This is a genomic window from Robiginitalea sp. (assembly GCF_982776155.1).
In genome coordinates this window covers 17,767-43,638 of record NZ_CEXZKX010000002.1, presented here as the reverse complement: position 1 = coordinate 43,638, position 25,872 = coordinate 17,767, and the positions used below count along the sequence as shown (strand labels likewise).

The 25,872-nt window shown below is 59.0% G+C and carries 21 protein-coding genes; 8 read left to right on the top strand and 13 right to left on the bottom strand.

Annotated features, from left to right (window positions below; genetic code table 11):
- Positions 1-5 precede the first annotated feature (5 nt).
- The gene (locus tag AC3DKS_RS03720; RefSeq protein ID WP_272607656.1) at positions 6-1,049 is read right to left on the bottom strand and encodes a sugar phosphate isomerase/epimerase family protein; all 1,044 of its coding nucleotides are present in this window, start codon (positions 1,047-1,049) and stop codon (positions 6-8) included.
- Positions 1,046-3,826: a DUF7133 domain-containing protein gene (locus AC3DKS_RS03715; protein WP_272607655.1), complete on the bottom strand. Its 2,781-nt coding sequence runs from the start codon at positions 3,824-3,826 to the stop codon at positions 1,046-1,048. Before AC3DKS_RS03715 ends, AC3DKS_RS03720 begins: the two co-directional genes overlap by 4 nt.
- Before the next feature lie 150 nt (positions 3,827-3,976).
- On the opposite strand from AC3DKS_RS03715, the gene AC3DKS_RS03710 reads away from it, so the two are divergent.
- From AC3DKS_RS03710 to AC3DKS_RS03700, 3 genes are read left to right on the top strand one after another with little or no spacing between them, the layout of a single operon-like run.
- On the top strand, positions 3,977-5,500 hold the full coding sequence (locus tag AC3DKS_RS03710; RefSeq protein WP_148214261.1) for a sulfatase family protein: 1,524 nt from the start codon (positions 3,977-3,979) through the stop codon (positions 5,498-5,500).
- Between the two features lie 10 nt (positions 5,501-5,510).
- Positions 5,511-6,224 (top strand): tRNA1(Val) (adenine(37)-N6)-methyltransferase, encoded by a 714-nt coding sequence (locus tag AC3DKS_RS03705; protein WP_012813767.1) that lies wholly within the window; start codon positions 5,511-5,513, stop codon positions 6,222-6,224.
- Between the two features lie 58 nt (positions 6,225-6,282).
- Positions 6,283-7,461 (top strand): acyl-CoA dehydrogenase family protein, encoded by a 1,179-nt coding sequence (locus tag AC3DKS_RS03700; RefSeq protein ID WP_012813766.1) that lies wholly within the window; start codon positions 6,283-6,285, stop codon positions 7,459-7,461.
- Between the two features lie 112 nt (positions 7,462-7,573).
- Here AC3DKS_RS03700 and AC3DKS_RS03695 read toward each other — a convergent pair whose 3' ends face one another.
- Complete coding sequence (locus tag AC3DKS_RS03695) at positions 7,574-8,638, bottom strand: phosphotransferase enzyme family protein (RefSeq protein ID WP_474730704.1); 1,065 nt, start codon at positions 8,636-8,638, stop codon at positions 7,574-7,576.
- Between the two features lie 18 nt (positions 8,639-8,656).
- A complete protein-coding gene (locus AC3DKS_RS03690; protein ID WP_012813764.1) occupies positions 8,657-9,541 on the bottom strand; it encodes a nucleotidyltransferase family protein in 885 nt (294 codons plus the stop codon).
- Between the two features lie 105 nt (positions 9,542-9,646).
- On the opposite strand from AC3DKS_RS03690, the gene AC3DKS_RS03685 reads away from it, so the two are divergent.
- The 3 genes from AC3DKS_RS03685 to AC3DKS_RS03675 all read left to right on the top strand — a co-directional run bounded on the left by AC3DKS_RS03685 (position 9,647) and on the right by AC3DKS_RS03675 (position 13,307).
- A complete protein-coding gene (locus AC3DKS_RS03685; RefSeq protein ID WP_041326873.1) occupies positions 9,647-11,005 on the top strand; it encodes a Gfo/Idh/MocA family protein in 1,359 nt (452 codons plus the stop codon).
- 106 nt (positions 11,006-11,111) lie between these two features.
- Positions 11,112-12,470 carry an oxygen-independent coproporphyrinogen III oxidase gene (hemN, locus tag AC3DKS_RS03680; protein WP_474730701.1) on the top strand — a complete coding sequence of 453 codons (1,359 nt, stop codon included), beginning with the start codon at positions 11,112-11,114 and terminating at the stop codon, positions 12,468-12,470.
- Between the two features lie 15 nt (positions 12,471-12,485).
- Positions 12,486-13,307 carry a universal stress protein gene (locus tag AC3DKS_RS03675; protein ID WP_272607654.1) on the top strand — a complete coding sequence of 274 codons (822 nt, stop codon included), beginning with the start codon at positions 12,486-12,488 and terminating at the stop codon, positions 13,305-13,307.
- A gap of 29 nt (positions 13,308-13,336) precedes the next feature.
- Here AC3DKS_RS03675 and AC3DKS_RS03670 read toward each other — a convergent pair whose 3' ends face one another.
- The 9 genes from AC3DKS_RS03670 to AC3DKS_RS03630 all read right to left on the bottom strand — a co-directional run bounded on the left by AC3DKS_RS03670 (position 13,337) and on the right by AC3DKS_RS03630 (position 23,536).
- Positions 13,337-14,725 (bottom strand): Gfo/Idh/MocA family protein, encoded by a 1,389-nt coding sequence (locus tag AC3DKS_RS03670; protein WP_422019281.1) that lies wholly within the window; start codon positions 14,723-14,725, stop codon positions 13,337-13,339.
- Positions 14,726-14,798: 73 nt separating this feature from the next.
- On the bottom strand, positions 14,799-15,503 hold the full coding sequence (locus AC3DKS_RS03665; protein ID WP_474730699.1) for a sulfite exporter TauE/SafE family protein: 705 nt from the start codon (positions 15,501-15,503) through the stop codon (positions 14,799-14,801).
- Positions 15,504-15,567: 64 nt separating this feature from the next.
- Positions 15,568-16,014: a FixH family protein gene (locus AC3DKS_RS03660; protein WP_474730697.1), complete on the bottom strand. Its 447-nt coding sequence runs from the start codon at positions 16,012-16,014 to the stop codon at positions 15,568-15,570.
- A 6-nt stretch (positions 16,015-16,020) separates the two neighbouring features.
- On the bottom strand, positions 16,021-17,436 hold the full coding sequence (gene ccoG, locus AC3DKS_RS03655; RefSeq protein WP_474730695.1) for a cytochrome c oxidase accessory protein CcoG: 1,416 nt from the start codon (positions 17,434-17,436) through the stop codon (positions 16,021-16,023).
- A 44-nt stretch (positions 17,437-17,480) separates the two neighbouring features.
- Positions 17,481-18,458 (bottom strand): cbb3-type cytochrome c oxidase N-terminal domain-containing protein, encoded by a 978-nt coding sequence (locus tag AC3DKS_RS03650; RefSeq protein ID WP_474730692.1) that lies wholly within the window; start codon positions 18,456-18,458, stop codon positions 17,481-17,483.
- Positions 18,455-18,646 carry a hypothetical protein gene (locus AC3DKS_RS03645; protein ID WP_012813755.1) on the bottom strand — a complete coding sequence of 64 codons (192 nt, stop codon included), beginning with the start codon at positions 18,644-18,646 and terminating at the stop codon, positions 18,455-18,457. The genes AC3DKS_RS03650 and AC3DKS_RS03645 overlap by 4 nt, the downstream gene beginning before the upstream one ends.
- 3 nt (positions 18,647-18,649) lie before the next feature.
- Complete coding sequence (gene ccoN / locus AC3DKS_RS03640; protein ID WP_012813754.1) at positions 18,650-20,851, bottom strand: cytochrome-c oxidase, cbb3-type subunit I; 2,202 nt, start codon at positions 20,849-20,851, stop codon at positions 18,650-18,652.
- A 9-nt stretch (positions 20,852-20,860) separates the two neighbouring features.
- Positions 20,861-21,058: a cbb3-type cytochrome oxidase assembly protein CcoS gene (gene ccoS / locus AC3DKS_RS03635; RefSeq protein ID WP_012813753.1), complete on the bottom strand. Its 198-nt coding sequence runs from the start codon at positions 21,056-21,058 to the stop codon at positions 20,861-20,863.
- A 60-nt stretch (positions 21,059-21,118) separates the two neighbouring features.
- Positions 21,119-23,536, bottom strand: coding sequence for a heavy metal translocating P-type ATPase (locus tag AC3DKS_RS03630; protein ID WP_012813752.1), 2,418 nt, complete (start codon positions 23,534-23,536; stop codon positions 21,119-21,121).
- A gap of 195 nt (positions 23,537-23,731) precedes the next feature.
- Between AC3DKS_RS03630 and AC3DKS_RS03625 the strand changes: the two genes are divergently transcribed.
- Entirely contained in the window at positions 23,732-24,367 is a 636-nt protein-coding gene (locus tag AC3DKS_RS03625) for a Crp/Fnr family transcriptional regulator (RefSeq protein WP_148214260.1), read from the top strand.
- A 93-nt stretch (positions 24,368-24,460) separates the two neighbouring features.
- Positions 24,461-25,765, top strand: coding sequence for an NAD(P)/FAD-dependent oxidoreductase (locus tag AC3DKS_RS03620; protein WP_012813750.1), 1,305 nt, complete (start codon positions 24,461-24,463; stop codon positions 25,763-25,765).
- Positions 25,766-25,872: the final 107 nt, after the last annotated feature.

The following is a 25,872-nucleotide window of genomic DNA, read 5'->3' as shown; positions in this document are numbered from 1 at the left end:
GCTCCCTAGCTAAGCGCCTCCCGGCAGAATTCCAGGCATTTCTTCACCTCGGCTACGGCGTCGGACCCTTCGGGGATGTCGTATTCGAGTTCGATGGTGCTCGGGAAGTCGTATTTATTTTCCCGCATAAGTTGCAGGGCCTCGCGGATGGGGGTATCTCCGCTTCCCCAAACCACATTCCCCTTCCCGTTTTCCGGCTTCTGCCGGTCTTTCAGGTGCATGCTTTGGATCCGGTAAAATTTATCCCGGATGATGCCAAGGGGGTCCGCATTCCCGGCGGCCACATAATGGCCGAGGTCCAGGTTGAGGGAATTGAAAGTCGATTGTTTCAGAGCGGTGTCCCAGAAAGTGGGGGTTTGCTGTTCGTGCCCGTGGTAGGCGACAAAAATCCCGTGTTTGGCGGCAATGCGGGCCAGTTTTTGGGTATGTGCGTCGTTATCCGGGTGTTCCAGCGTAATATGGCTGGCGCCCAGGGCTTTTGCAGCCCGCACCCCCCAGTCCATCTCGGCCTCCGTGTTGTCGGCCCCAAATGCCCGGGGCTTGAAGGCATAGATCGAAACCCCTTCATTAGCATACATCCGGCGGAGTTCTTCAAAGGGTTCCATGGAGGTTTGCTCCCTCCAGGCGGCTACTTCCTTGTTATAGGCCTCACTGGCTTCCCGGAGTTCGGCCAGTTCTTTCTGCTGGTCACCGCTGAGCCCCCCGTCGCGTTCGGCCCGCCTCAGGCGATAATACTGGCGGAAATCCACCGGGTTCTCAGGCTTGCCCGCAAAGGATTCGGCCGGGTCGCCCATTAATTCAATGGCGCCGATACCGCATTGTTTGACGTAGTCCAGGGTAGCTTCGGCGCTTTGATCGGGCATGCTCCGGAAGGAGTAGGTGATAACGCCAATCTGAACGCCGCTGATCACCGATGCCGGATACCCGGGGTTCTTAATCAGGGCCGGGCCGGCGAAGAGCCGGGAACCCCCGAGCCCTATTCCGGCGCCAACCAGTGCGGTGGTACCGATAAATTTGCGGCGCGACAGGCCTTTTTTCTCTTGTTTCATTTTGTTTCTGGTTTCGAATGAGTGGATTGCTGGGATTCCTGTTGCCCGTAGAGGCGCATCTGCCGCATGGACCAGGGGATGCCCGGGTCGTCCGGGACATCGGTCAGTTCTAGGCGAAGCGCCCGGAGCCGGGTTGGAGGCAGTTTAAAAGCCACTTCCAGGCTGTCGGGCCGCACCCGGGTTATTTCCTTCCAGGTCTGCCCGTCCTGGGAAGCCTGGACGCTGAGCTCCCGGGGATAGGCTGCCGGTTTTTTAGCGGCCGCCCATACCGTCCCGTTGGCCGGGGCGTCAAACTGGATTTCCTCCAGGCGCATGGGTTCCGGAAAATCGATCCGGTACCACATCCCCACCTGCTGGTCTGCTCCGGTGGTCCATCCCCCGAAATCGAAAGCCGCCCTCGGACTGGCAGCCCCCCCGATAACGACGGGCTGGGTATGGCTGGCTTCCATCTTCCACGCCTCAGTGGGTTTCAGTTCCCGGGGGATGGAGGCCAGGAGTTCCGGATAGGAATAGGGAGCCTGACGCCCCCGGGTGGCCTGCCGAAAAGCAGCTGCATCCGCTTCAGTTACCAGGGAGGCCCCATTTCCGAGGCCCACCCGGATGTAGGAGGTGATATCGGCGATCCATCGGTCGGATTGTTCCGCATTGCCTACCATGATCCCCCCGGCGTATTGCTTTCCTTCGATTTCCCCCTGTAATCCGTGCAGGATGGCCCCCAGGGCGTACCGGGGGTGCCCCTGGACGCGCAGGGAGGAGGCCAGGGCAGGGGCCATCAGTTGGTCCCGGCCCGCAGGTTTTCCAATACCGCCTGCCCCGTGGCATTGCACGCAAAGTTCATTGTAGATGGCTTTTCCCCGTTCCAGGGATGCCAGTTGTTCCTCGCTGAAATCCCCGTCGGCCAGGTTGTGCCCGCCGGCTTCCAGTTGGTCGAGGATCTGTTCCCCAACCAGCCGGATCCCCCGGATATCGGATGTGTCGGCAATTGCCGCGATGCGGGATTCCAGGTTTTCGAGCCCCAGGAATTTGGCGCTGAGCATCGCCTGGATGGCGACATCTGCCACCGGGTCTTCCATCAAGCGATTATAGGTGGCGTCCAGGCCGGCAGGGCCCTCCAGGTAGAGGCTTTCCCCGGCGCGTAAGGCCTGAATCCGCAGCCGCGGTTGCGGGCTTGCGGCCAATTGGCGTATGTGGTTCTCCTGCAGCAAACCGAGGCCCTCCAGGCACCACAGGGCGTGGATCCGGGCATTCGTACCTTCGGAATCGGACCCCAGGAGGTCCTCCAATCGGGGCCCCAGGGAGGTATCCCCGGAAAGTACGATGAGCTGTTGCGCCTTGTCCCGCCACCAGCCATTCGGGTGGTTCAGGTATTGAATCAACTCGGATGGTTGCTGGTCCAGCATACGCGGTCGGGTTTTGTCGCGCGGGATGCCTTCGTGGGTTAGCCGCCATATGCGCCCGAGCCCGATGACCTTGTCGAGTTGGTACTGTTCGATCCTGGCGCGCAAATAGGAGCCCGGCTGCACCCACTGGCCCTCCTGGATAATCCCCCGGTACATATCGGTGACATAGAGCGTACCGTCCGGGGCCGTGGTCAGATCCACCGGCCGGAAGAGTGGGTCCGTGCTGCGCAGGAATTCGGATTTTTCTTCCTGGTAGGCGTTGTGCAACGTGGTCAGCCCCTCGGCAACCACCGGGTGGACCTGCCGGACAATGCGCGCCACGGGTTCCCCGTAGAAGAGTTCCCCGTAGAGTTCCCGCGGCAGCCTGTCGCCACGGTAGATATCGTTCCCGGCAGACCCGGTTACCTCGTTGAGGGAGCCGTCGGGTTGCCGGACCTGATCCATGCCCCCCTGCATGTCTGCGATACGGACGGGGGCACCCCAGGGTACCTTAAAGCCTTCGGCCAGTTCATCCGGGACTTCGAAATTTCCATAGTGGATCGGGAACTGGAAATAGGAGGGCACCCCGGAAGCCCCGCCCAGGAACCAAAGTTTGCCATCGTCGTCGTGGGTCAGGCCCCATTGGGCGTGGTTGTACCCCGTGGGCTGCCGGATGATACCGCCTGCGGTTTCCCGAACGCGAAACGCGTTCACCGTACTGTAGAGCCAATTGTCCATCCCGTAATACATGAAGGCCTGCTGGTGCTCCACATTGCCCGCCCGCCCGAAGCGGTTGGTAAACAATTCCTTCTGGTCCGCGCGCCCGTCCCCGTCTGTATCCGTATACCGGTACACGTTGTCCCGGTTGCTCTCCATGGCCAGGATGCAGTCCTTTCCGTAGGGCAGGACAAAACGCGGAAATACCAGGCTGTCGACGAATACGGTGCCCGTTTCGTACACCCCGTCATGATCCCGGTCTTCCCAGCGGGAGATCCGGCTAATCGGGTCGAGCTCCCCATCCGAATCGGCGGTGAGCATATACGAGCGGAGTTCCAGGACATACATCCGTCCATTGCCGTCAAAGGCGATGGCCCCGGGCTGTTCGATTTCCGGTTCGGTGAGTACGGGCTCCATCCGGTAGCCGTCCGGGAGCAGGAAGTGTTTGGCGGATTCCTCCGGGTAGAGGGGTTTAACGGGGGGCTTGGGCCCCAGGTCGGCCCCGGCCCAGTTGGCATCTGTAGCATCGGCATCCGGGGGCAGCCCGATATGCGGCAGGGAGTCGGAAAAACTACCGATTACCCGGTCTACGGGGTGTTGTTTTTTTTCGGAACACGCCGGTATCAGGGCAAGAGCGGCCAGGAGCAGGACACAGGTCCGGCCGGAAAAGCGTAAAGGCATCAATGTCGTTTAGTTTGTCCGGGGCCTGGAAACGGCCCTGAGTTTGTACGAAAATTAAGTACTTTGTGCAGATATTTCAAAGATTTAACAAATTTGATCCAGCAGGACATCCTTATATCCATTTTTCCCAAACAATTCCTCATTCAATCCATGAAAACGACTTCCACGCCCCTGAGTAAATTCCTGCAAAAGTTTTCCCGGTGGTGCCAGCGCTGTGTCCGATACCCGCTCCTCGCCATCATCCTGCTGGGGGTGTCCTGCCGGGAGACCGTTAAGTCGGAATTCGCGGCAGCGGACCGGGCAGACCGCCCCCCGAATATCGTGATCATTTTCACGGACGACCAGGGGTATTCGGACGTGGGGGTGTACGGGGCCCGGGATATCCCTACACCAAACCTGGACGCCATGGCTGCGGACGGGTTGCTGTTGACCAATTTTTACGCCGCTCAGCCGGTTTGTTCCGCTTCGCGGGCCGGGCTGCTCACGGGCTGTTACCCGAATCGGGTCGGGATTCACAATGCGCTGATGCCCAACAGCCCTGTCGGCCTGAACCCCGCGGAGGAAACCCTGGCGGAACTGCTGCGCCAACAGGGCTACCGGACCGGGATTTTCGGGAAATGGCACCTGGGCGACCATCCGGATTTCCTGCCGACGCGCCACGGGTTTGACGAGTTTTTCGGGATTCCCTATTCGAATGACATGTGGCCGCTGCATCCTCTGCAGGGCCCCGTTTTCGATTTTGGGCCGCTACCGCTCTACGAGCAGGAGCGCGTGGTGGATACGCTGGAAGACCAGAGGCTGCTGACCCGGCAGATAACCGAACGCAGCGTGGATTTTATCAACCGCCATAAGGAGGAGCCCTTTTTTCTGTATGTCCCCCACCCCCAGCCGCACGTTCCCCTCTTTGTTTCGGATGCCTTCCGGGGGAAATCCGGACGGGGCCTTTACGGGGATGTGATCATGGAGATCGACTGGTCGGTAGGGCAGGTTTTGGGCGCGTTGGAGGACAATGGCCTCACGGATGATACCTGGGTGATCTTCACCTCAGACAACGGCCCGTGGCTGGCCTACGGCAACCACTCCGGCCGGGCCGAACCGCTGCGTGAAGGCAAGGGGACCAATTGGGAAGGAGGCGTGCGGGAACCCTGCATCATGAAATTCCCGGGCCGGTTGCCACGGGGAAAAGTCCTGGACGAGCCGCTCATGGCCATCGACCTGCTGCCGACGATAGCCTCCGTAACGGGCTCCCCCCAACCCGGGCGGGAAATCGACGGGAAGAATGCCTGGGGCCTGTTGAGCGGGGCGGAAGCCCGGGGCCCGCAGGATGCCTATTATTTCTATTACCGGGTCAATGAATTGCAGGCGGTGCGCGACGGGGACTGGAAGCTGGTGCTGCCGCACAATTACCGGACCATGCAGGGACAGGAGCCCGGGGCGGATGGCCTGCCCGGCGCGTACGACTATGTGGACGTAACCGCCCCCGAGTTGTACAACCTCCGGGAAGACCCGGGTGAAACTAACAATTTGGCAGAACGGCACCCGGAGGTGCTGGCAGCCATCAGCCGTAAGGCGGATTCCATGCGCAGACGCCTGGGCGATGCGCTTACCGGAGTGAAGGGTGTCGAAAACAGGCCCCCCGGCCGGGTGGAAACAGGAGCCGGTCAGGAGCACTAATCAGGGCGGTATGTCGGACGTTTTTCATTTTAAACAATTCCAGGTAGCCCAGCAGGGGGCTGCCATGAAGGTGGGCACGGACAGCGTATTGCTCGGCGCCTGGGCCCCGTTGCCCGAATCGCCCGGCCAGCTTCTCGATGTGGGCAGCGGCAACGGGCTCCTGGGCCTGATGCTCGCCCAGCGATGCCCTTCCGGGGATATTGAGGCAGTGGAGGTTGACCCCGGGGCCTATGTGTGCTGCGTGGAGAACTTCGAGGCGTCCCCCTGGGCAGACCGGCTGTTTTGTTATCACTGCAGCTGGGAAGAATTTGTCGCCGAATCTGCCGGCCCGTACGATATGATTATTTCCAACCCGCCCTTCCACCCGGAACAGGTCTCCAGCCATGAGCCGGCCCGGGAACGGGCCCGGCGGGAAGCCTCCCTGCCGTTTAACAGCCTGTTGGAAGGGGTAGACCGGTTGTTGGCGGAGCAGGGCCTGTTCTCGGTGGTCGTCCCATTTGCTTCAGAGGCCGATTTTACGAAGCTGGCCGCGGCCTTGGGGCTGTACCCCCAAAAGGTGCTCCGGGTGCGCGGGCGTGCGGGCGCCCCGGTGAAACGAAGCCTGATGGCGTTTGGAAGGACGCAAGTGCGGCATACCCCAGGGGAATTGGTGATTGAAGAGGCCCGGCACCGATACACCGACGACTATAAAAATCTCACCCGGGACTTCTATTTAAAAATGTAACATCTGCCGGGCAAATTGTTAGATTTAGCTAACTTTGACGGAACTGAAATGACTGCCCATGAAGCCCGATCTTTTTGAAGCCCCGGATTACTATTTGCTCGACGATTTGCTGGACGAGGAACACAAGCTCGTCCGCGATGCCACCCGTTCCTGGGTAAAGCGGGCGGTATCCCCAATCATTGAGGAATACGCCCAGAAAGCGGAATTCCCGGAGGAGATACTCGCCGGCCTGGCCGAAATCGGCGCTTTCGGGCCGTATATCCCCGAACAATACGGGGGGGCAGGCCTGGACCAGATCAGTTACGGGCTCATTATGCAGGAAATCGAGCGGGGAGACAGCGGGGTGCGGTCTACGGCTTCGGTTCAGTCCTCCCTGGTGATGTACCCTATTTTTGCCTATGGGAACGAGGCCCAACGCGAGAAATACCTGCCCAAGCTCGCCTCCGGGGAATGGATGGGCTGTTTTGGCCTCACGGAACCCGACCACGGCTCCAACCCGGCCGGGATGGTGACGAATTTCAAAGACGCCGGGGACCATTACCTGCTCAACGGGGCAAAGCTCTGGATTTCCAATGCGCCCTTTGCCGATATCGCAATTGTATGGGCCAAGAACGAGGAGGGCCGGATCCACGGCCTGATCGTGGAGCGCGGCATGGAGGGCTTTTCCACCCCGGAAACACACAACAAGTGGTCGCTTCGGGCATCGGCTACCGGCGAATTGATTTTCGACAACGTAAAAGTCCCTAAGGATAACCTCCTGGAGGGCAAGTCCGGTTTGGGCGCCCCCCTGGGCTGCCTGGACTCGGCCCGGTACGGGATTGCCTGGGGGGCTATCGGAGCCGCCATGGATTGTTACGATACGGCCCTGCGCTATGCCAAGGAGCGCGTACAATTCGGCAAGCCCATTGCCGGCACCCAACTGCAACAGAAAAAACTGGCCGAGATGATCACCGAGATCACCAAGGCCCAGCTACTCGCCTTCCGCCTTGGGCAGCTCCGCAATGAGGGAAGGGCCACCACGGCCCAGATTTCCATGGCCAAGCGGAACAATGTGGAGATGGCGCTGAATATCGCCCGCGAGGCCCGACAGGTCCTGGGGGGTATGGGTATTACCGGGGAGTACAGTATCATGCGCCACATGATGAACCTGGAATCCGTGATTACCTACGAAGGCACCCACGATATCCATCTGCTCATAACCGGGGCGGATATTACGGGGATCAGCGCCTTTAAGTAACGCGCAGGGGCGATCCGCCAACCGGGGATGGGTTCCTGCCAGATAAACTGCATTGCGCCATTCAGGCCCTGTCAGCCAACCGGCGCGGCACACCCCAGGCCCTGTCTGCCCTTTAAGTTTCTTCCCGGGCCGCAACCCAGGTTTCCCGGAGCCGATTGATTTCCTCCCCGGCCGTCCCGGCCACCCGGAGCAGGTTTCGCGCCCGCACCAGGTTCTGCGTTTCATAGGAAACTTTGTAATGGAGGTCGCCCAGGTAATAGTCTGCCAGGGCCCGTGCCCCGTGCAATAAAGGCATTAGCAGGAGGCCGTACGGCAGGCTGGCCGATTCGGCCGCGGAGAGTTCCGGGCAGGCAGCGGCAAACCCCTGGCAGAATTCTCTATAGGCCCGCCAGTCGATTTCGTTGGTCCCGTCTTCCGGTTGCTCCTCGGCCAGCGAATTGATCAATGTGCGTCCGGCATCCCCGAAATCAAAAAGCAGCGCACCGGGCATCAGCGTGTCCAGGTCAATCAGGCAGAGGGCTTTGGGACGGAGACCTGTCGAAAACAGGATATTGCTGAGCTTCGGGTCGTTGTGGCAGACCCGTGTGGGGAGTGTGTCCAGCCGTATGGCATCCATTTGGCTTGCCAGTACCCGTGCCTGCTCTGCCAGTTTACGTCCCCGGGCCACCCGGTCTGGAAGGCCCTGGGTTTCGGCGGCGTTGAGTTGCTGCATCCGAAGGCCCAGGTCGTGGAACCCCGGCAGCACGGGATGCAGCATTCCGGGATCGGTGTCTTGCAGCAGCTGGTGGAAACGCCCCAGGATCCGGCCGGTTTCCCGTGCAACCCCCGGTTGTTGTGCATCGGAAATGGTCTGGGATCCGGGGATGAATTTGTATAGGCGCCAGGCGCCGGAACCCGCATTCTGATACCAGGCCCTGCCATCGGTTGTCCGGATGAGTTCCAATTGGCGGTAGCCATCCCCCCGGAGTTTTGGCAGGATGCGTTCCAGGTTTTCCATGAGGGCGTCCGGATCCGGGAATACCTCCGTATTGATCCGTTGCAGGACGTACCCGTCCGAGTTGGGTATGGACACCCTGAAGGTATCGTTGATCAGGCCCTCCGAAATCGGTTGCAGTTCCCGCAACCCGGCGGGTATCTTAAAGTTTTCGAGGACCCTTGCTGGTTGGGGAGTGGCCATGGGCGCTTTATTTTCGGATCAGCCCCAGAGCGGGCTGGGGTATCTGCCTTTGTCGGATAGGTCGGCGAGTTCCGAGACCGCCTGCTCCTTGTCGGCCGCATACGTGACCCCGAACCAGGGGCTATCGGCCGGGATGACCTCCACCTGTACCACCTCCTCGCTGAGCATGTCCTGAATGACAAAGGGCAGGTAGATTTCCCCTTTGGAGGGGTCGTCGCTGCCGCTCAGGAATTCCCTGAAATCCGTTTCTATTTGTTGGAAGATGGACGGGTGGCAGACCCAGAAATTCATGCTGACCAGCTCGTTGCCGTCAAACTCCAGGCCGCTGTCCGCATCCCGGATTTGGCCGTCTACCTCCTGGATTTCCACGCGTTCGTCCACCGACCGGAGGTATTTCCCTTCCCGGCTGCAAACCCCGCGCGAAACGGATCCGTGGGGCGAGAGTGTATCGCGGAGCGTATAGGCCACCAGGCCGAAGGTATTGCTGCCTTCGGTTGCCTTCATAAATTCGGCGGCCCGGGCATAGGCCGGCTGCCCGTAATAATCGTCTGCATTGATTACCGCAAAAGGCCCGCGGATGACATCCCTCGCCGTCCAGACTGCGTGGGCTGTACCCCAGGGTTTGGGGCGTTCCCCGCTAAACGATGCACCTTCGGGCAGGTCTGTGAGTTCCTGGGCCAGAACATCCAGGCTAACCGACCCGGGCAGCCGCTCCTTCAAATAGTCCCTCAGGAAATCCACATTGTCCTTTTGGGTGATCACCACGATGTGGTCAAAACCATTGGCGAGGGCATCGTGTATGCTGAATTCCATCAGGAATTCCCCGTTCGGGCCCAGGTCGTCGAATTGTTTGAGTTTTCCGTATCGGCTGCCGCGTCCCGCGGCCATCAGGAGTAAAGTCATCGAAGCGTTTTCTTTGCAGGCCAAAAATACTATTTTGAATGGGAAACAGGGGTGAAAGCCCATAAATTCATAACTTCTCCCGTCAAACTTCAAGATCCTTTCAATATGCATAACCGACGTACCTTCCTTCGGAATTCCGCATGTGCGGCAACCGCCCTCGGCCTGGGTCCTTCCGGGCTTTTTTCCATGACGGGACCCCCCCGGAAAGACATCCTCCGGATCGGCCTGATCGGCGTGGGCCTGCGCGGCACGAACCACCTGAGGAACCTGCTGTTGCGAGACGATGTCCGGGTAACGGCGCTTTGCGACATCGACCCCGGGCGCCTGGAGCCGGCGGCCGGGATGGTGGTGGAAGCCGGGCAGGAACCGCCTGCAACTTTTGGGGAGCACGAGCATTCCTACCGGGACCTGCTGGACCTGGAATCCGTGGATGCGGTGGTGATTTCCACACCCTGGCTCTGGCATACGCCCATGGCGGTGGACGCGATGAAGGCGGGAAAGTATACGGGACTGGAAGTCTCGGCGGCCACCACCCTGGAGGAGTGCTGGGACCTGGTCGATACGCATGAGGCTACGGGGACCCACCTGATGCTTTTGGAGAACGTCAACTACCGCCGGGACGTACTGGCCGTTTTGAATATGGTGCGGCAGGATGTCTTCGGCGAATTGGTGCACTTCCGTTGCGGCTACCAGCACGACCTGCGGGAGGTGAAGTTCAACGACGGGAAACAGCCCTATGGGGGCGGGGTGGAATTTGGGGAAAAAGCGATATCGGAAGCCCGTTGGCGGACGCTCCATTCGCTCCGGCGGAACGCGGATGTCTACCCGACCCATGGCCTGGGGCCTGTGGCGGCAATGGCCGACATCAACCGCGGCAACCGATTGGTGAGTCTGACCTCCACGGCGAGCAAGGGCATCGGCCTGCACAACCATATCGTGGCCCGGGGCGGGGCCGACCACCCGAACGCCTCCCTGAAATTCCAGCAGGGCGACGTGATCACCACCACGTTGACCACAGCCCGGGGGGAGACAATCATCGTCACGCACGACTGCAACCTGCCCAGGCCCTATTCCCTCGGGTTCCGCGTACAGGGGGCTAACGGGCTCTGGGAGGTGGACGGCGACCGGATCTATATCGAAGGGGAATCCGAGCCGCACCGCTGGGATGCCGCCGGCCCCTGGCTGGAGCGCTATGACCACCCGCTGTGGAAGAAATACGGGGAGTACGCTTCGGGTTCGGGCCATGGCGGGATGGACTTTTTCGTACTCCACGCCTTTGTGCAGTCGGCCCGTCTCGGGGTGGCCCCTCCCATTGATGCCTACGATGCGGCCGCCTGGAGCAGCGTGACCCCGCTCTCCGAACAGTCCATCGCCGGCCGGGGGGAACCCCAGGATGTGCCCGATTTTACAAGGGGGCAGTGGATTCGGCGCAAACCCTACGACTGGATCAAGGATACGTATTGATCCGCAAAGGGACTCCTTTTGAGTTGGACGGCCCGATCCGCCGGGTGACAATTATCATATTCTGGAGGGCAGGGTCGGTGTAGCTTTGTGTGAAACGCCTTTGATTATGTGTACCCTGAGTAAAAAATACAATGTCCCCGGTCCGCGCTACACGAGTTACCCCACAGTGCCCTATTGGGAAAGGGACGGTTTTTCGGGCAGTAACTGGAAGGTTGCTGCCAAACGGAGTTTTGACCAGAGCAATGCCGCCAGTGGGATCAGTGTGTATATCCACCTGCCATTTTGCGAGAGCCTTTGTACGTTTTGCGGCTGCCTGAAGCGAATCACCAAACGCCACAGTGTGGAAGACCCGTATATACGGGCCGTGCTGAAGGAGTGGAAGCTGTATCGCGAAATTTTCGGCAAGCGCCCGGTGATCCGGACGCTGCACCTGGGCGGGGGGACCCCCACGTTTTTCTCGCCAGAAAACCTCCAGCTCCTGGTGCGGGGCATCCTGCGCTTTGCGGATCGGGCCCCGGACTGGGAATTCAGTTTTGAGGGACATCCGTCCAACACCACCCGGGAACACCTGCAGGTTCTCTACGATCTCGGATTCCGCCGGGTTTCCTATGGGGTACAGGATTACAACCCAGGGGTACAGGAGGCCATCAACCGGAAACAAAGCTTTGAAGAGGTTGCGGAGATCACGCGCCTGTCCCGGGAAATCGGGTATACATCCGTGGGGCACGACATTATTTACGGCCTGCCCAGGCAAACGGCGGACCACGTGCGGGACACGCTAGGGAAAACCCTGGACATCCGTCCGGACCGGATCGCCTTTTACAGTTATGCGCATGTGCCCTGGATGAAGGGCAATGGCCAGCGTGGCTTCCGCGATTCCGACCTGCCGGGGGCAGCCGGGAAATTAAGGCAATTTGCCCTTGGCGAAGAAATCCTGGGAAAGGGCGGATATGCCGCCGTGGGGATGGACCACTACGCCCTGGAGTCCGATGTGCTTTACCGGGCCATGCGGTCCGGGCAGCTGCACCGGAATTTTATGGGCTATACCGAGACCGCCACGCAACTGACCATCGGCCTGGGCGTATCCAGCATCAGCGACAGCTGGGATGCCTTTGCCCAGAACGTGAAGAGCGTGGAGGAATACCAGCACCTGGTTGACTGCGGCGTCCTGCCGCTGATGCGCGGGCACCAGCTTACCCTGGCGGACCGGCAGGTCCGCAGGCACATACTGAACCTGATGTGCCGCAATGAAACGCAGTGGAACCTCGGGCTGCCGGCGGATGTCCGCGAGGCCATAGTCGGGCGCCTTGTCCAGCCCGAAGCCGACGGCCTGGTGGAATTGTTGCCGGGCGGGATCCGGATTACGCAACGGGGCAGGCGTTTTATGCGCAACATCTGTATGGCGTTCGATTTGCGATTGCACGAAAAATCGCCTGAAACGCGTTTATTTTCAATGACCGTTTAACCTAACTTTACTACTATGAAAACAATAATAGTACCCGTAGATTTTTCAGAACAATCCGAATATGCCCTGAAGCTCGCGGCCTCCCTGGCCAAATCGAACGAAGGCGAAATCATTGTCCTGCACATGCTGGAGCTCAACTACGCGATGATCTCCTCGGCGGAATCTTTCCACCCCGAGCAGATGGTCCTGTTGCTGAAGGCAGCCGAAAAGCGCCTGGAGGATTTTCTCGACAAACCCTATCTGAAGGGAGTTGGGATTACCCCGGTGATCAAGCACTACAAAGTGTTCTCCGAGGTGAACGAGGTTGTGGAACGCCATAACGCAGACCTCATCGTCATGGGGTCCCACGGATCGGACGGGCTCAGGGAACTCTTCTTCGGCTCGAATGCCGAGAAGGTGGTCCGCAATGCGGAAGTACCCGTGCTGGTGGTTAAGAAGGACCGGCCCGATTTCCAGGTAGACACTTTTGTTTTTGCGTGCGATTTCAGGGAAGAAAGCCTGGAGGTGTTCCGCGAGGCCCAGAAAATTGCCGGCCTGTTTGGCGCTTCCTTCCGGCCGGTCTATATCAATATCCCCGGGGACAACTTTATGAGTACCCGGGAGATCAACGAGCAGATATCCCGATTCCTGAACAAGGCCAAGGCTGGCCTGGAAGTGGACATCTTCAACGATTACAGCGTGGAACGCGGTGTGCTCGCCTACAGCGAGGACGTCGGGGCCGACCTGATCGGTGTCCCCACCCATGGCAGGAAAGGCCTGACCCATTTCTTTATGGGGAGCATCGGGGAGGACATTGCCAACCATTCCAGTATCCCGGTACTGACCTTCCGGATGTAGGGAGGCGACAGGCCCGCCTGCCGGGCCGTTTACCCAACGAGTTGCATGGCATCCGGGTCCCAGCGGACCGGGCGGGAGGTGTAATAACTCTCGTTGGCCAGCAGGGCGGCCCCGGCGGCCCGCAACCCGAAGGTGGGGTCCTGGATCACACTCCGGTTGCCGCGTACGGCATCGAAGAAATTGTAGAAGTGGTCGTAGTGCCCGCCTTTGTATCCGCGGGGAGCCTCGTAGACGGTCTCTCCCAGGTTCAGGTTGGCGCTGCGCTGGTTGCCGAGCGCCTCCTCGTAGGCCGCCTGCAATAAGGCCTGGTTTGCCTCGGTCTGCGCAATCATCGAATACCCGCCGGGTACGAGGTCCAGCTTGGTACGCTGCAAACGGACTGAATTCTGCCCTACTTCCATCGATCCTTCGGTACCCACCAGGCGAAAGCCCCCGCCTCCGCCGCCCCCGGCGATAAAATTGACCCGGAAGGAGGCATTGAAGGCCGCGTGGGTATCCGTCTTGGGGTAGTCGTAGAAGGTCAGGGTCACGTCCGGAACGTCCCGGCCGTCGTTCCAGAAGCGAAGCCCGCCGGTGGATAGCGCCCGCACGGGCCCATTCGAGCTCAGGATGTAGTTGAGGGTTGAAAAGGCGTGTACGAACAGGTCGCCGGCTACCCCGGTCCCGTAATCCCTGTAGTTCCTCCATCGGAAAAACCGCGTGTTGTCGTACGGTACCTCCGGGGCGCGGCCCAGGAAGGTGTCAAAGTCTACCGTCTGGGGGTTGGCATCCGGGGGGATCGGGTATTGCCAGGCGCCTTCCGCGCTATACCGGTCGTTGTACATGTCCAGCATGACGATTTCTCCGATGGCCCCCGCCTCGTAAAGCTCCCGGGCTTTTTCGTTGCCCAGGGAGGACATACCCTGGCTGCCCACCTGGCACACAACGCCGGTCCGTTTCTGGGCGGCAATGATTTCATGGCCTTCTTCAAATTGCTGCACCATGGGTTTTTCGCAATAAACGGCCTTGCCCGCATTCAGGGCGTCGATGGTAATTTGTTTATGCCAGTGGTCCGGAGTGGCCACGATGACTGCGTCGATATCTTCCCGGGCCAGGAGTTCCCGGTAATCGCGGGTTTTGAAAAGGCCCTCGCCCCAGAGTTCTTCGGCCCGTGTCAGCCGGCCTGAATAGAGGTCGCATACGGCTACCAGTTGCACGCCGGCTACTTCCAGGGCGGAACGCGTGTCGAAAATGCCCTGTATCCCGCAGCCGATCAGGCCGAGCTGCACCTGGTCGTTGGGGCTGAACGCCTCGTACTTCCGCTCCATGGCGGAACCGCGGTTTTCCGCGCGCAATATATAGGGGCCGGCGGTGAGGCCGGCTGTAGCCAGGGTGGTTTTTTTCAGGAAGGACCTCCGGGAGGAACTGGGATTTTTCATGCTGTCTTGGAATGTTTGGTTTGTTTGACGGAGAAAGATAATTCATTCTCATTTCCGGCACAAACCAGGACCGTCACGGGTTGCACTCCACCCCGGCGGCAACCCCTTGTCCGGGGGGGCGGGGGGAAACGTACGGGATGCCGAGCCCCATGCCCCGAAGGATAAACAGCAAACCGATCAGGACAACAAGCACAGGGATGGCCCGCCTGAGCCGGCTGGACCACTGGCCTTTAAGAAACTTCCCGAACAGGGCGGCCGCACTCATCAGCGGCAGGGTGCCCAGGCCGAACACAACCATATAGGCCACACCCTGCAATACCGTTCCGCCTGCCATCGCCCCGATTACGGCCATATAGACCAGGCCGCAGGGCAGGAACCCATTGAGGAATCCGATGGTCAGAAATGTATCCGGGGTGCGCTTTTTCAACTGGCCGCCCAATGCCTCCTTCAAGCGGCCCACAGCCCGGTAAACCGGGCGCACCACCCAGCGGTTCTGAAAGCGCTTCCAGGGGAGGAGGACCGCCAGGATCATCAGTACCCCCAGGAATATGGAGAGTTTTTGCTGGAATCCGAACAGGTAGAGCCCGCGGCCCACCAAGCCGAATACCCCCCCGATGATCCCGTAGGCGAGGAGCCTGCCCCCGTGGTACAGGCCGAGTTGCAGGTACCGCCTGCCGGCGGACTCCCGGTCCAGGGGAAGCATCAGGGCGATTGGCCCGCACATGCCAATGCAGTGCAGGCTTCCCATGAGTCCCAACAAGATGGCGGTTGCGAGCAAGTCCCCGTCGTTTTAGGTTTTGTATGAATCGTCTATGCCCTGCAGGGCCCCGAGCGGCTCCCGTTCAGTACGTCAGCCGGGTCCGGTACAGGTATTTTTCCCCTTGGTATTCCCAATCGATACGGAGGTCCCAACGCCCCTCGACCAAACGGTCTGATGGAATCCGCTGCAGGGAGTCCCCGGGCTGTATGGGCCATTCAAAATCCAGATTGTCGTCGGACGGCCTGTACATCCCGATTGTGCCCCGGATAGCGGCCGGGTCCATCCGTTCCGGGAGCCGGATGGCGAGGCCGTCGGGCAACCGCCGGACGGTTACGCCCCCCCCGGATGCCTTCAGGTTGGCCGAGGCATTCAGCTCCTGCTGGTACTCCAGCTCCTTTTTGTAATACGAGTCGGTGACCATGTCGTGTTCGGCACGCGGATCTGCGCTCGCCTGGATTACGAAATACAGGATGAACCCGATAAACCCGATAAAGGCGATTACAATCCCGGTGCCCCAGTTAATTTTCATAGCGCGTTATTTATACGTTCTCGGCGCCAGAAAACGTGTCGCCGTGGTTTCGATTAATTCCTTCCCGCTGTAGACCCCAATCCGGAGCTTGTCCTGGTCGCCGTTGAGCTCGGCTTCCGGGATGTCGATAAACAGCGTTCCTTCGAACAGTTCCTGCGCCGGCACGGCAAAGCCGTCGCCTTTGACAAAAGTGATCGTCCCGGTGTGCGAAAGCAGCCGGAAATGTACGTCCGGGATTTCCCGGGTGGTTTTGTTGATTAGTTTGTAGGTGTATACATTGCTGATTACCTGGTTCTCCTTTCGCTGGTACAACTGGCCGGGCAGCCTGAGGATGGAAGCCTCCAGGTCGTTCCTCAGGAACAGCATGCCGATAAATACCCCGGTCAGGATGGTTAATACCGCGGCATACCCCTTCATCCTGGGGGTAAACCGGAATTTCTTCTTGCGGGCGATCTCGTCTTCACTCGCGTAGCGGATCAGGCCTTTCGGGAGGTTTACCTTCTCCATGATCGTGTCGCATTCGTCGATACAGGCCGTACAGTTTACACATTCCAGCTGGGTGCCGTTGCGGATGTCAATCCCCGTGGGGCAGACGTGGACGCATTGCAGGCAATCGATGCAATCCCCGTAGCCGAGGGCCTGGCGATCTTCCCCCTTGCGGAATTTTTTCCGCCCTTTTTCCGCCTCCCCCCGCTTGTAGTCGTAGGCTACCACCACCGACTTCTCGTCCAGCAGGACCCCCTGCATCCGACCGTACGGGCAGGCGATGATGCAAACCTGTTCCCGGAACCAGGCAAAGACAAAATAAAAGACGCCGGTAAAGATGAGCAGGGCCACCAGGGTCCCCAGGTGGGCGGCCGGGCCATCCTGCACATAGCGCAGCAAGGTGTCACTCCCGATCAGGTAGGCGAGGAATACATTGGCGATCCCGAAGGAGATCAGAAAGAACACTGCCCACTTGGTCAGTCGCTTGCGAAGCTTCACCGCGTTCCACGGTTGCCGGTCCAGCCGCATCTGTGCGCCCCGATCCCCGTCTATCCAGTATTCGATGCGCCGGAATACCATTTCCATAAAGATGGTTTGCGGGCACATCCAGCCGCAAAAGATCCGTCCGAAGGCCGTGGTGAAGAGCGCGATGAAAATCACGCCGATGATCATGGAGATCACCACCAGGTGGAAATCCTGGGGCCAGAAGGGGAGGCCGAAAATATTGAACCGCCTCTCCAGGACGTTGAAGAGCATAAACTGGTTCCCGTTTACATAGATGAACGGGGAGGCAACCAGGATGAGCAACAGGGCGTAGCTCACCCACTTGCGGTAGGTGTAGAACCTGCCACTGGGCTTTTTTGGGAAAACCCAGGCGCGTTTGCCCGCTTCATCAATGGTGCCTATGGAATCCCGGAACCGTTCGTCCTTGCTCATTTCATTCCTTTTTCAATCCTCCGCAGGCCCCTGTCCGGATGGGCTTATTGGTCCGACTCCGATTCCAGCGGGTTGGGGGTATCCGTTTCGATGATTACTTCTGCGCCGGTACTGTCTGTTTCCACCTCCACGCGGTCCACCGGGGCATCCGGGTCTACGTAGAGTTCCCCTTCCGGGGCTTTGGCATCGGGCGGGTTTGTTCCGTGCAACCCCACAATATAGCTTGCCACCTGGGCAATTTCGCCGGGTTTCAGGTTGGTCTTCCAGGCCACCATCCCCTTCCCGTCGCGGCCTCCTTCGGAGATCGTGTTAAAGATGTTTCGGATGCCCCCGCCGAGGATCCAGTAATCGTCCGTCAGGTTCGGGCCGATGGAACCGCCCCCGTCCACTTTATGGCAGACCGCGCAGTTGCCGGTAAATATCGCTTCCCCTGCTGCGAGGTCCGCGGGCTCGGTAAGCAGTTCCACCGTGCTCGCGTCCACCAGGTCCACGGCGGTGCGCTTGTATTCCGCAACGGCTTCCCGGGCCGCGACCATCTCTTTCTCGAATTCGGTTTGCTGGTCGTCCCCGCTGAATACGTGGTAGCGGAACATGTAGATCACACTGAAAATTATGGTGATATAGAAGGAATAGACCCACCAGGGCGGCAGCCGGTTGTCCAGTTCCCGGATGCCGTCGTAATTGTGGTCCAGGATGATTTCGCCCTCTTCTTCGATGGGGCGGGACCCAAGCAGGTTCCTGTAGACGCGCATACCCCATTCCCAGCGCCGGGGCCGGGCTTTCATTTCCAGGTAGCGCTGCCGGGCAGCCGGGTCCAGGGTCCGGAACAGGACATTTTCGATGCCCCGCATCATGAGTTCCACGGCAATGAGCAACACCAGTACAACCACCAGGAAGAGCGCTGCGGCCGGTTGGGCGATAAATGCGGGTTGGTCGCCTGAATCGATGAAGTATTCCATCAGGCCGAAAATCAAAAAGAACAGCAAGGGGATCCGGATCCACCATGGGGTTGATTGTCTCATTTTTCAGTCGGTTTTGGTTGTTCGTCCTCCAGGGGCAATTCGCTCATTTCTTTCACGTGTTGTTTTGAGGCGGTAAGCACCCACCAGAACAACAATATAAAGAAGACAAAGAAGATTAACAGGGAAATCATCGGGTAGTTGGCCACCCCGTCGATTGTCTCCATATAGTTTTTGACAAATTTCATCATGGCTTATGGTTTTTCGGAGGCAACTTCGCTGCCCTGTTCAATTTTGATATCCGTACCCAGTCGCTGCAGGTAGGCAATCATCGCGACGATTTCCCGGTTGCGCATCTCCACGAAGGGCTCCCCGTTCTCCTGTGCGTTCTGCTTCTGGTTTTCATAACTCCGGGCAAATTCCGGGTCGGTGTACAGGTTTTGTTCGATTTGGGCAGCCTGGGCTTCCATGGACTCAAAGGCCCCCTCGATATCCGCCTCCGTATAGGGCACGCCCAGGGTTACCATGGCCCGCATCTTATCCTGAATGTCGCTGCGGTCGTGCTCGTTCCGGATCAGCCACTGGTAGGCGGGCATAATGGAACCGGCAGAGGTGCTCTGCGGGTCGTAAAAGTGGTTCAGGTGCCAGTTATCCGAGTACTTGCCCCCCACGCGCAGCAGGTCGGGACCGGTCCGTTTGCTTCCCCACAGGAAGGGGTGGTCGTACACGAATTCCCCCGCCTTGGCGTATTCCCCGTACCGTTCCACCTCGCTCCGGAAGGGACGCACCATCTGGGAGTGGCAACTGACGCAGCCTTCGCGAATATAGAGGTCCCGCCCTTCGAGTTCCAGGGGGGTATAGGGGGTAACGCTCGTGATGGTCGGGATGTTGGATTTCACCAGCAGGGTAGGGATGATCTGGACCGCCCCGCCAATCAGGATGGCGATGGTGGCCAGGATGGTCAGTTGCACGGGTTTCCGCTCCAGCCAGGTGTGGAAGGTTTCCCCCGCCAGGCGTTTGCGGCTCACCCGTTTCAGGGGTGCCGCTTCTGCCAGCTCATCGCTGACGGCCTCCCCACCCCGGATGGTGACTGCGATATTGTACAACATCACGAATACGCCCACCAGATAAAGGGTCCCGCCGATAGCGCGCATCCAGTACATGGGCATGATCTCCTGGACGGTTTCCAGGAAGTTCCCGTAGACCAGTGTCCCGTCCGGGTTGAAGTCTTTCCACATGAGCGCCTGGGTGAATCCTGCAACATACATGGGCAGCGCATAGAGGACGATCCCGAGCGTGCCGATCCAGAAGTGGAAGTTGGCGAGTTTGACCGAGAACAGGTCCGTTTTATAGAGCCGCGGCACCATCCAGTAGACCATTCCGAAGGCCAGAAAGCCGTTCCAGGCCAGGGCCCCCACGTGGACGTGGGCGATGATCCAGTCGCTGAAGTGGGCGATGGCGTTGATATTTTTCAGGGAGAGCATGGGCCCTTCAAAGGTGGCCATCCCATAGCCGGTGATGGCAACTACCATGAATTTAAGCACCGGGCTCGTCCGGACCTTGTCCCAGGCGCCGCGCAGCGTGAGCAGCCCGTTGATCATCCCGCCCCAGGAAGGCGCAATCAGCATCACCGAGAAGGTGACCCCGAGGTTTTGGGCCCAGTCCGGCAGGGAGGTATAAAGCAGGTGGTGCGGCCCGGCCCAGATATAGATAAAGATCAGCGACCAGAAGTGGACAATGGACAGCCGGTAGGAATAGATCGGCCGGTTGGCCGCCTTGGGTACAAAATAATACATGAGCCCCAGGAAGGGCGTCGTCAGGAAAAAGGCCACGGCGTTGTGTCCGTACCACCACTGTACCAGCGCATCCTGGACCCCGGCGTATACGGAATAACTCTTCAGGGCGCTCACCGGCAGTTCCAGGCTGTTGAAAATGTGCAGCACGGCTACGGTGACGATGGTGGCCAGGTAAAACCAGATGGCCACGTACAAATGCCGCTGTCTGCGCTTGAGGACCGTCCCGATAAAGTTCCAGGCAAAAACCACCCACACCAGCGTGATGGCGATATCGATGGGCCACTCGAGTTCGGCGTACTCCTTGGAGGTGGTATACCCCAGGGGCAGGGTAAGTACCGCCGACACGATAATCAGCTGCCAGCCCCAGAAATTGATCTTGCTCAGGGCGTCGCTGTACATCCGCGCCTTGAGGAGCCGCTGGGTGGAGTAATAAATCCCGGCAAAAATGGCATTCCCCACAAAGGCAAAGATGACCGCATTCGTGTGGAGCGGCCGCAGCCGCCCGAAGCTCAGCCAAGAGATGCCGTCCGTGAGGTTGGGAAACAGGAACATAAAGGCCAGCAGCAGCCCTACCAGCATCCCTACGATGCCCCACAGCATGGTGGCATAGAGGAACTTCTGAACAATCTTGTTGTCGTATTTAAACTGTTCGACTTCCATAGAAAGAAACTATTTGTTGGATGGTTTTGAAGGATTCTCTTTTTTGTCGGGCTCCCCGGTAGTGACGAGTTCGTCGTCGAAGAGCATGCGCACGGAAGGCGTATAGGCATCGTCGTACTGCCCCCGCCTGACGGAGATGACGAACACCACAAAAAACACCAGGGCCACGGTGACACTGATGGCCAGCAATAAGTAGATAACGCTCATTCCCGATTCGGTTTTGGCTGTAAAACTAGCCCTGTCGCCAGGGGCAAAACATGATATTTGTCAGCCACGCGCATTTATTTCAGTTTTCGACCGGTCGAGTTTCCGACCAATCCAGTTGGTGGCAGCGGTGGTAAATGCCACGATACTGATGGAGCTCAGGGGCATCAGGATAGCGGCAACTACCGGCTCCAGCCGGCCGGTTACGGCAAACCAAAGCCCCACGGCGTTGTAGATCAATGACAGCGCGAGGCTGAGCCGGATAATCCCCATGGCCTTTCGGGTGAGGCCTAAAAAGGTATCCAGACGGGTGAACTGCCGGCTGTCCAGGATGGCATCGCAGGCCGGGGTAAACAAATTGGCGTCTTCCGAAACTGCGATACCCACCTCTGCTAGGGCCAGGGCGCCGGCGTCATTCAGCCCGTCGCCCACCATGGCAACTTGCCGGCCGTTTTGCTGCAACTCCCTGACAAAATGGAGTTTGTCCCCGGGTTGCTGATTGAAATAAGCCGGGGTGAGCGGGGGCAGCAGGGCTTCCAGGGCTTCTTCCTCGGAAGCGTTATCCCCGGAGAGGACTGCGAGTTTGTACCGGGGAGCAAGCCTGCCGAATAATCCGGCGGCTCCTTCGCGGTATGCATTGCGGATATTGAAACATCCCCTGTAGCCTGCAGCCGTGCGAACATGAACTTCAGCCCCGGCGCTTTCCACTTGGCCTGTGGGTATTTCGCTGTCCTGTACAAACCCCCGGGAACCCACTTTAAAATAGTGTCCTTCCGCACCCCCTTCCAGGCCCTGGCCCAGGTGCTCCCGAAAGTGTTCCAGGGGGACGATGCCCAGGGGTTCCAGCTGCCGGTAGAGCGTCTGGCTGAGCGGGTGGCCGGATGCCCGGAGCAGGTTTTTCAGCACCAGCGCTTCCCGGGGTTCCAGCGGGATGCCTGTATAGGTGATCTGGTTCTGGCGGGTAGTGCTGATGGTACCTGTTTTGTCGAACAGGATTGTATCGGTTTTTGCCATGCGCTCCAGCGCATTCGTATCTTTTGCGTAGAACCCGTTCCGGCCGAAGATCCGCAGGAGGTTACCCAGCGTAAACGGCGCCGCCAGGGCAATGGCACAGGGGCAGGCGATGATCAGCACTGCCGTGAAGACGTCCAGGGAGCGGCCCGGGTCGATGGTCAGCCAAATACCGGCCGACAGGGTGGCAATGGTGAGTACGGCCAGGGTAAACCGCTTCCCGATCCGGTCCGTGAAATTCCGGAAGCTGCCGCGGGCCTCTCCCGAAAATGCGGAATCGCTCCACAGTTCCGTCAGGTAGCTCTGGGAGACTTCCCGGAGCGCGCGGACCTCAATGGGCCCCTGCAGTTGTTTGCCCCCGGCATAGAGGGTGTCCCCCGCTTTTTTCGATACGGGCCGGGCCTCCCCGGTGACAAAGCTGTAATCGATCTGCCCCGTCCCGCTCAGGAGTACGGCATCCGCGGGGATCAGGGAGTTGTTCCGGATGAGCAGCCGGTCGCCCGGGGCCACTTCGTAGACGGGGACATTGGTTTCTTTTCCATCCTCCCCGATGCGGGTGACGGCGATGGGGAAGTAGGATTTGTAGTCCCTTTCAAAAGACAGGTGGGCATAGGTGCGCTGCTGGAAGAACCGGCCGAGCAACAGGAAGAAAACCAGACCCGCAAGGCTGTCGAAGAACCCGCTGCCAAGGTCCCCGATGATCTCCACCGTACTCCGGATAAAAAGGGTGAGGATGCCCAGGGCAATTGGCAGGTCGATATTCACCAAGCCCGATCGCAGACCCTTCCAGGCGGTTCGCAAATATCCCATCCCGGAGTAGAACACCACCGGGACCGAAAAGCTGAACATGAGCCAGCGGAACAGGACCTTGTATTTTTCCAGCCAGTACTCCCCGCTTTCAAAGTATTCCGGGAAGGAAAGGAACATGATATTGCCAAACGCAAACCCTGCAACGGCCAGCTGGTAGGTAAGCGTGCGGTCTTTTTTTTCTCCGCCCCCGCTGTAATCGTCCAGCGTAATGGAGGGTTCGTACCCGATGGCTGCGAGCAGCCGTACAAGCGCTTTGAGCGAAAGCAGCTCCGGGTTAAAATGGATGCGGGCCTTTTTCCTGGGGAAATCCACCTGGCTGCTGATAACCCCCGGGTTGAGTTTGTGCAGGTTTTCCAGAATCCAGATACACGAACTGCAGTGGATATGCGGAATGGACAGGCTGATGACCTGGTGGCGGGTGTCCTGGAAATCCAGCAGGCGACCGGCAATTTCCGGGTCGTCCAGATAGTCGTAAGCCCCCTCGGCGGCGGCAGGGGATTTACCGGCAGCCTGTTCCAACTCATAGTAATATTCCAGGTTGTGGGATTGGAACAGGTCGTACACGGTCCGGCATCCCCGGCAACAGAACGTGTGCCCGTCAAATTCCACGGCGTCGGAGCCAGCGGGGTCTCCGCAATGGTAGCAGGAGGGGCCGCTCATCCGTTGGGTTGTTGAATCGTATGTCCGGAAATCCCGATCATACTGCAAATGTGCAACGGGCCCCCCGGGTAAATGCTGATAAATATCAGCTTTCGGGATTCGCTGTTTTTCGCTACATTTATATTTATGGAAGAGGAAATCGGAAGATCTCGCTGCGAGAACTGCATTGTGAGGAAGTTTAACTCGCTGAAAGCCATGTCTAAAGAGGAGCTGAAGGCAGTCTCAGATAGCAAGGTGTCCCGTAAGATCAAAAAAGGCGAGATCATCTTTGACGAAGGAGAAAAACTGGCCGGGGTGTACTGCGTCCGGGACGGTGTTTCCAAGCTTTCCAAGCTGAGTGAAAATGGGAAAGACCAGATCGTCAAACTGGCCAGCAAGGGCCAGGTCCTCGGGCAGCGATCCGTGGTAGCCGAAGAATCGGCCAATCTGAGCGCCACGGCGGTCAACGACATGGAGATTTGTTTTATCCCCCGGGAAGCCATCACCGATACGTTGCACAAGAACCCCGAGTTCAGCTACGAGGTGTTGCAAACCATGGCACACGACCTCCGCGAGGCCGACGATGTGATTGTGAATATGTCCCAGAAGTCCGTCAAACAACGGATCGCCCAGGCGCTTCTCTACCTCCGGGAGAATTTCGGGGAGGACGGGGAAGGCTACCTGCTGTTGGTGCTTTCCAGGGAGGATATCGCCAGCGTGGTTGGGACGGCCACCGAATCCTGCATCCGGATGCTCTCCGAACTGCGCAAGGAAGGGCTGATCAAAACTTCAGGGAAACGCCTTTCCATTACCGATGCGCGTAAACTCAAATCCCTGGCAGACGGATTTTAATTGCGTTTCCCGCCGGGCGGATCGGACCCCATCTAAGGGGTTGGAAATTTCTCCCGGGTGGCGGGATTTGGTATTTTTGTTGAAACCCTAACCATGAACATCCCGAAGACCGAATATCCCCGCATCGTCCTGGTCGGTGGCGGGTTTGCAGGCATCGCCCTGGCCAAACGGATGAAAGGGCTGCCGGTGCAGCTCGTGGTGATCGACCGGCAGAACTACCACAATTTTCAACCGCTGCTGTACCAGGTATCCACCGGGGGTCTGGAGCCTGACAGCATCGCCTATCCGATACGCAAAATCCTCAAGCGCCTGGACAATATGTACTTTCGCTGGGCCGAAGCCGAGTCGGTGGACCCGGCACGGGGCGTACTTCGGACAGACAAAGGAGAGATTACCTACGATTACCTGATCCTGGCAACCGGTACCCGGACGAACTATTTCGGAAACGACCAGATGCGGGACTTTGCCCTGCCCATGAAGACGATCCCCCAGGCACTGAATATCCGCAGCCTGGCCCTTCAGAACCTGGAAGAGGCCGAATACACCGAGGATCAGGCTGAGCGCCGCGCCCTGATGAATTTTTGCATTATCGGCGCAGGGCCGACCGGGGTGGAACTCGCCGGGGCTTTTGCCGAACTTAAACGGCATGTATTCCCCCGGGATTACAAACACCTGGCCGTGGATGAAATGGAGATCAACCTGTTTGAGGGGGCGGACCGGGTGCTTCCCCCCATGAGCGAAACCGCTTCCCGAAAATCCCGGGAATTCCTGGAGTCCCTGGGGGTGCGCATCCATCTGGACACCTTTGTGGACACCTACGACGGCCGGCTCCTGACCACCAAGGACAGGCGGGAATTCCGCACGGCCAATTGCATCTGGACGGCGGGGGTGACCGGGGCGCTCCTCCCCGGTTTCCCGGAGGGCTCCACCGATTCCCGTACGGGCCGCCTGCTGGTGGACGAGCTGAACCGCGTCCGCGGATACGGCTCCGTTTTTGCCATCGGGGATATCGCCCTGATGCGTACGGACGACTACCCGGAAGGCCACCCGCAGATGGCCCAGCCTGCCCTGCAGCAGGGGGCGCACCTGGCGGACAACCTGGAAAGGCTCCTTAAAGGCCGGGAAATGCAGCCCTTCAATTACAAGGACAAAGGCAGCATGGCTACCATCGGCAGGAACAAGGCGGTGGTAGACCTGCCGGGTTACCAGTTCGGGGGCTTTGCCGCCTGGTTTATCTGGATGTTCATCCACCTGATGTCCCTGGTGGGGTTCCGCAACAAGGTGGTGGTCTTCTTCAACTGGGTATACAACTACATCAACTACGACAAGGCAGCCCGCCTGATTGTCCGGCCCTTCACGAAAAAAAAGAGAAAGGAAACTCAATACGCCGGAAAATAAAAATGCTTTGCTATCTTTGTCTTGTTGTGTTGTGTTCCCGAGAGGGAATGCAGGTCGGCGGCAATTTTTTGCCGCTTTCCAATGAAAGGCTTTCCGATGAGGGAGGC

What these genes read in the sequence shown, in the direction of transcription:
- ccoS (WP_012813753.1), bottom strand. Translation starts at nt 21,058, where the DNA reads ATGAGCGTTATCTACTTATTGCTGGCCATCAGTGTCACCGTGGCCCTG.
- AC3DKS_RS03720 (WP_272607656.1), bottom strand. Translation starts at nt 1,049, where the DNA reads ATGAAACAAGAGAAAAAAGGCCTGTCGCGCCGCAAATTTATCGGTACC.
- AC3DKS_RS03690 (WP_012813764.1), bottom strand. Translation starts at nt 9,541, where the DNA reads ATGACTTTACTCCTGATGGCCGCGGGACGCGGCAGCCGATACGGAAAA.
- AC3DKS_RS03700 (WP_012813766.1), top strand. Translation starts at nt 6,283, where the DNA reads ATGAAGCCCGATCTTTTTGAAGCCCCGGATTACTATTTGCTCGACGAT.
- ccoG (WP_474730695.1), bottom strand. Translation starts at nt 17,436, where the DNA reads ATGAGCAAGGACGAACGGTTCCGGGATTCCATAGGCACCATTGATGAA.
- AC3DKS_RS03705 (WP_012813767.1), top strand. Translation starts at nt 5,511, where the DNA reads ATGTCGGACGTTTTTCATTTTAAACAATTCCAGGTAGCCCAGCAGGGG.
- AC3DKS_RS03695 (WP_474730704.1), bottom strand. Translation starts at nt 8,638, where the DNA reads ATGGCCACTCCCCAACCAGCAAGGGTCCTCGAAAACTTTAAGATACCC.
- AC3DKS_RS03715 (WP_272607655.1), bottom strand. Translation starts at nt 3,826, where the DNA reads ATGCCTTTACGCTTTTCCGGCCGGACCTGTGTCCTGCTCCTGGCCGCT.
- ccoN (WP_012813754.1), bottom strand. Translation starts at nt 20,851, where the DNA reads ATGGAAGTCGAACAGTTTAAATACGACAACAAGATTGTTCAGAAGTTC.
- AC3DKS_RS03710 (WP_148214261.1), top strand. Translation starts at nt 3,977, where the DNA reads ATGAAAACGACTTCCACGCCCCTGAGTAAATTCCTGCAAAAGTTTTCC.
- AC3DKS_RS03660 (WP_474730697.1), bottom strand. Translation starts at nt 16,014, where the DNA reads ATGAAAATTAACTGGGGCACCGGGATTGTAATCGCCTTTATCGGGTTT.
- AC3DKS_RS03670 (WP_422019281.1), bottom strand. Translation starts at nt 14,725, where the DNA reads ATGAAAAATCCCAGTTCCTCCCGGAGGTCCTTCCTGAAAAAAACCACC.
- AC3DKS_RS03650 (WP_474730692.1), bottom strand. Translation starts at nt 18,458, where the DNA reads ATGAGACAATCAACCCCATGGTGGATCCGGATCCCCTTGCTGTTCTTT.
- hemN (WP_474730701.1), top strand. Translation starts at nt 11,112, where the DNA reads ATGTGTACCCTGAGTAAAAAATACAATGTCCCCGGTCCGCGCTACACG.
- AC3DKS_RS03645 (WP_012813755.1), bottom strand. Translation starts at nt 18,646, where the DNA reads ATGATGAAATTTGTCAAAAACTATATGGAGACAATCGACGGGGTGGCC.
- AC3DKS_RS03685 (WP_041326873.1), top strand. Translation starts at nt 9,647, where the DNA reads ATGCATAACCGACGTACCTTCCTTCGGAATTCCGCATGTGCGGCAACC.
- AC3DKS_RS03630 (WP_012813752.1), bottom strand. Translation starts at nt 23,536, where the DNA reads ATGAGCGGCCCCTCCTGCTACCATTGCGGAGACCCCGCTGGCTCCGAC.
- AC3DKS_RS03620 (WP_012813750.1), top strand. Translation starts at nt 24,461, where the DNA reads ATGAACATCCCGAAGACCGAATATCCCCGCATCGTCCTGGTCGGTGGC.
- AC3DKS_RS03675 (WP_272607654.1), top strand. Translation starts at nt 12,486, where the DNA reads ATGAAAACAATAATAGTACCCGTAGATTTTTCAGAACAATCCGAATAT.
- AC3DKS_RS03625 (WP_148214260.1), top strand. Translation starts at nt 23,732, where the DNA reads ATGTCTAAAGAGGAGCTGAAGGCAGTCTCAGATAGCAAGGTGTCCCGT.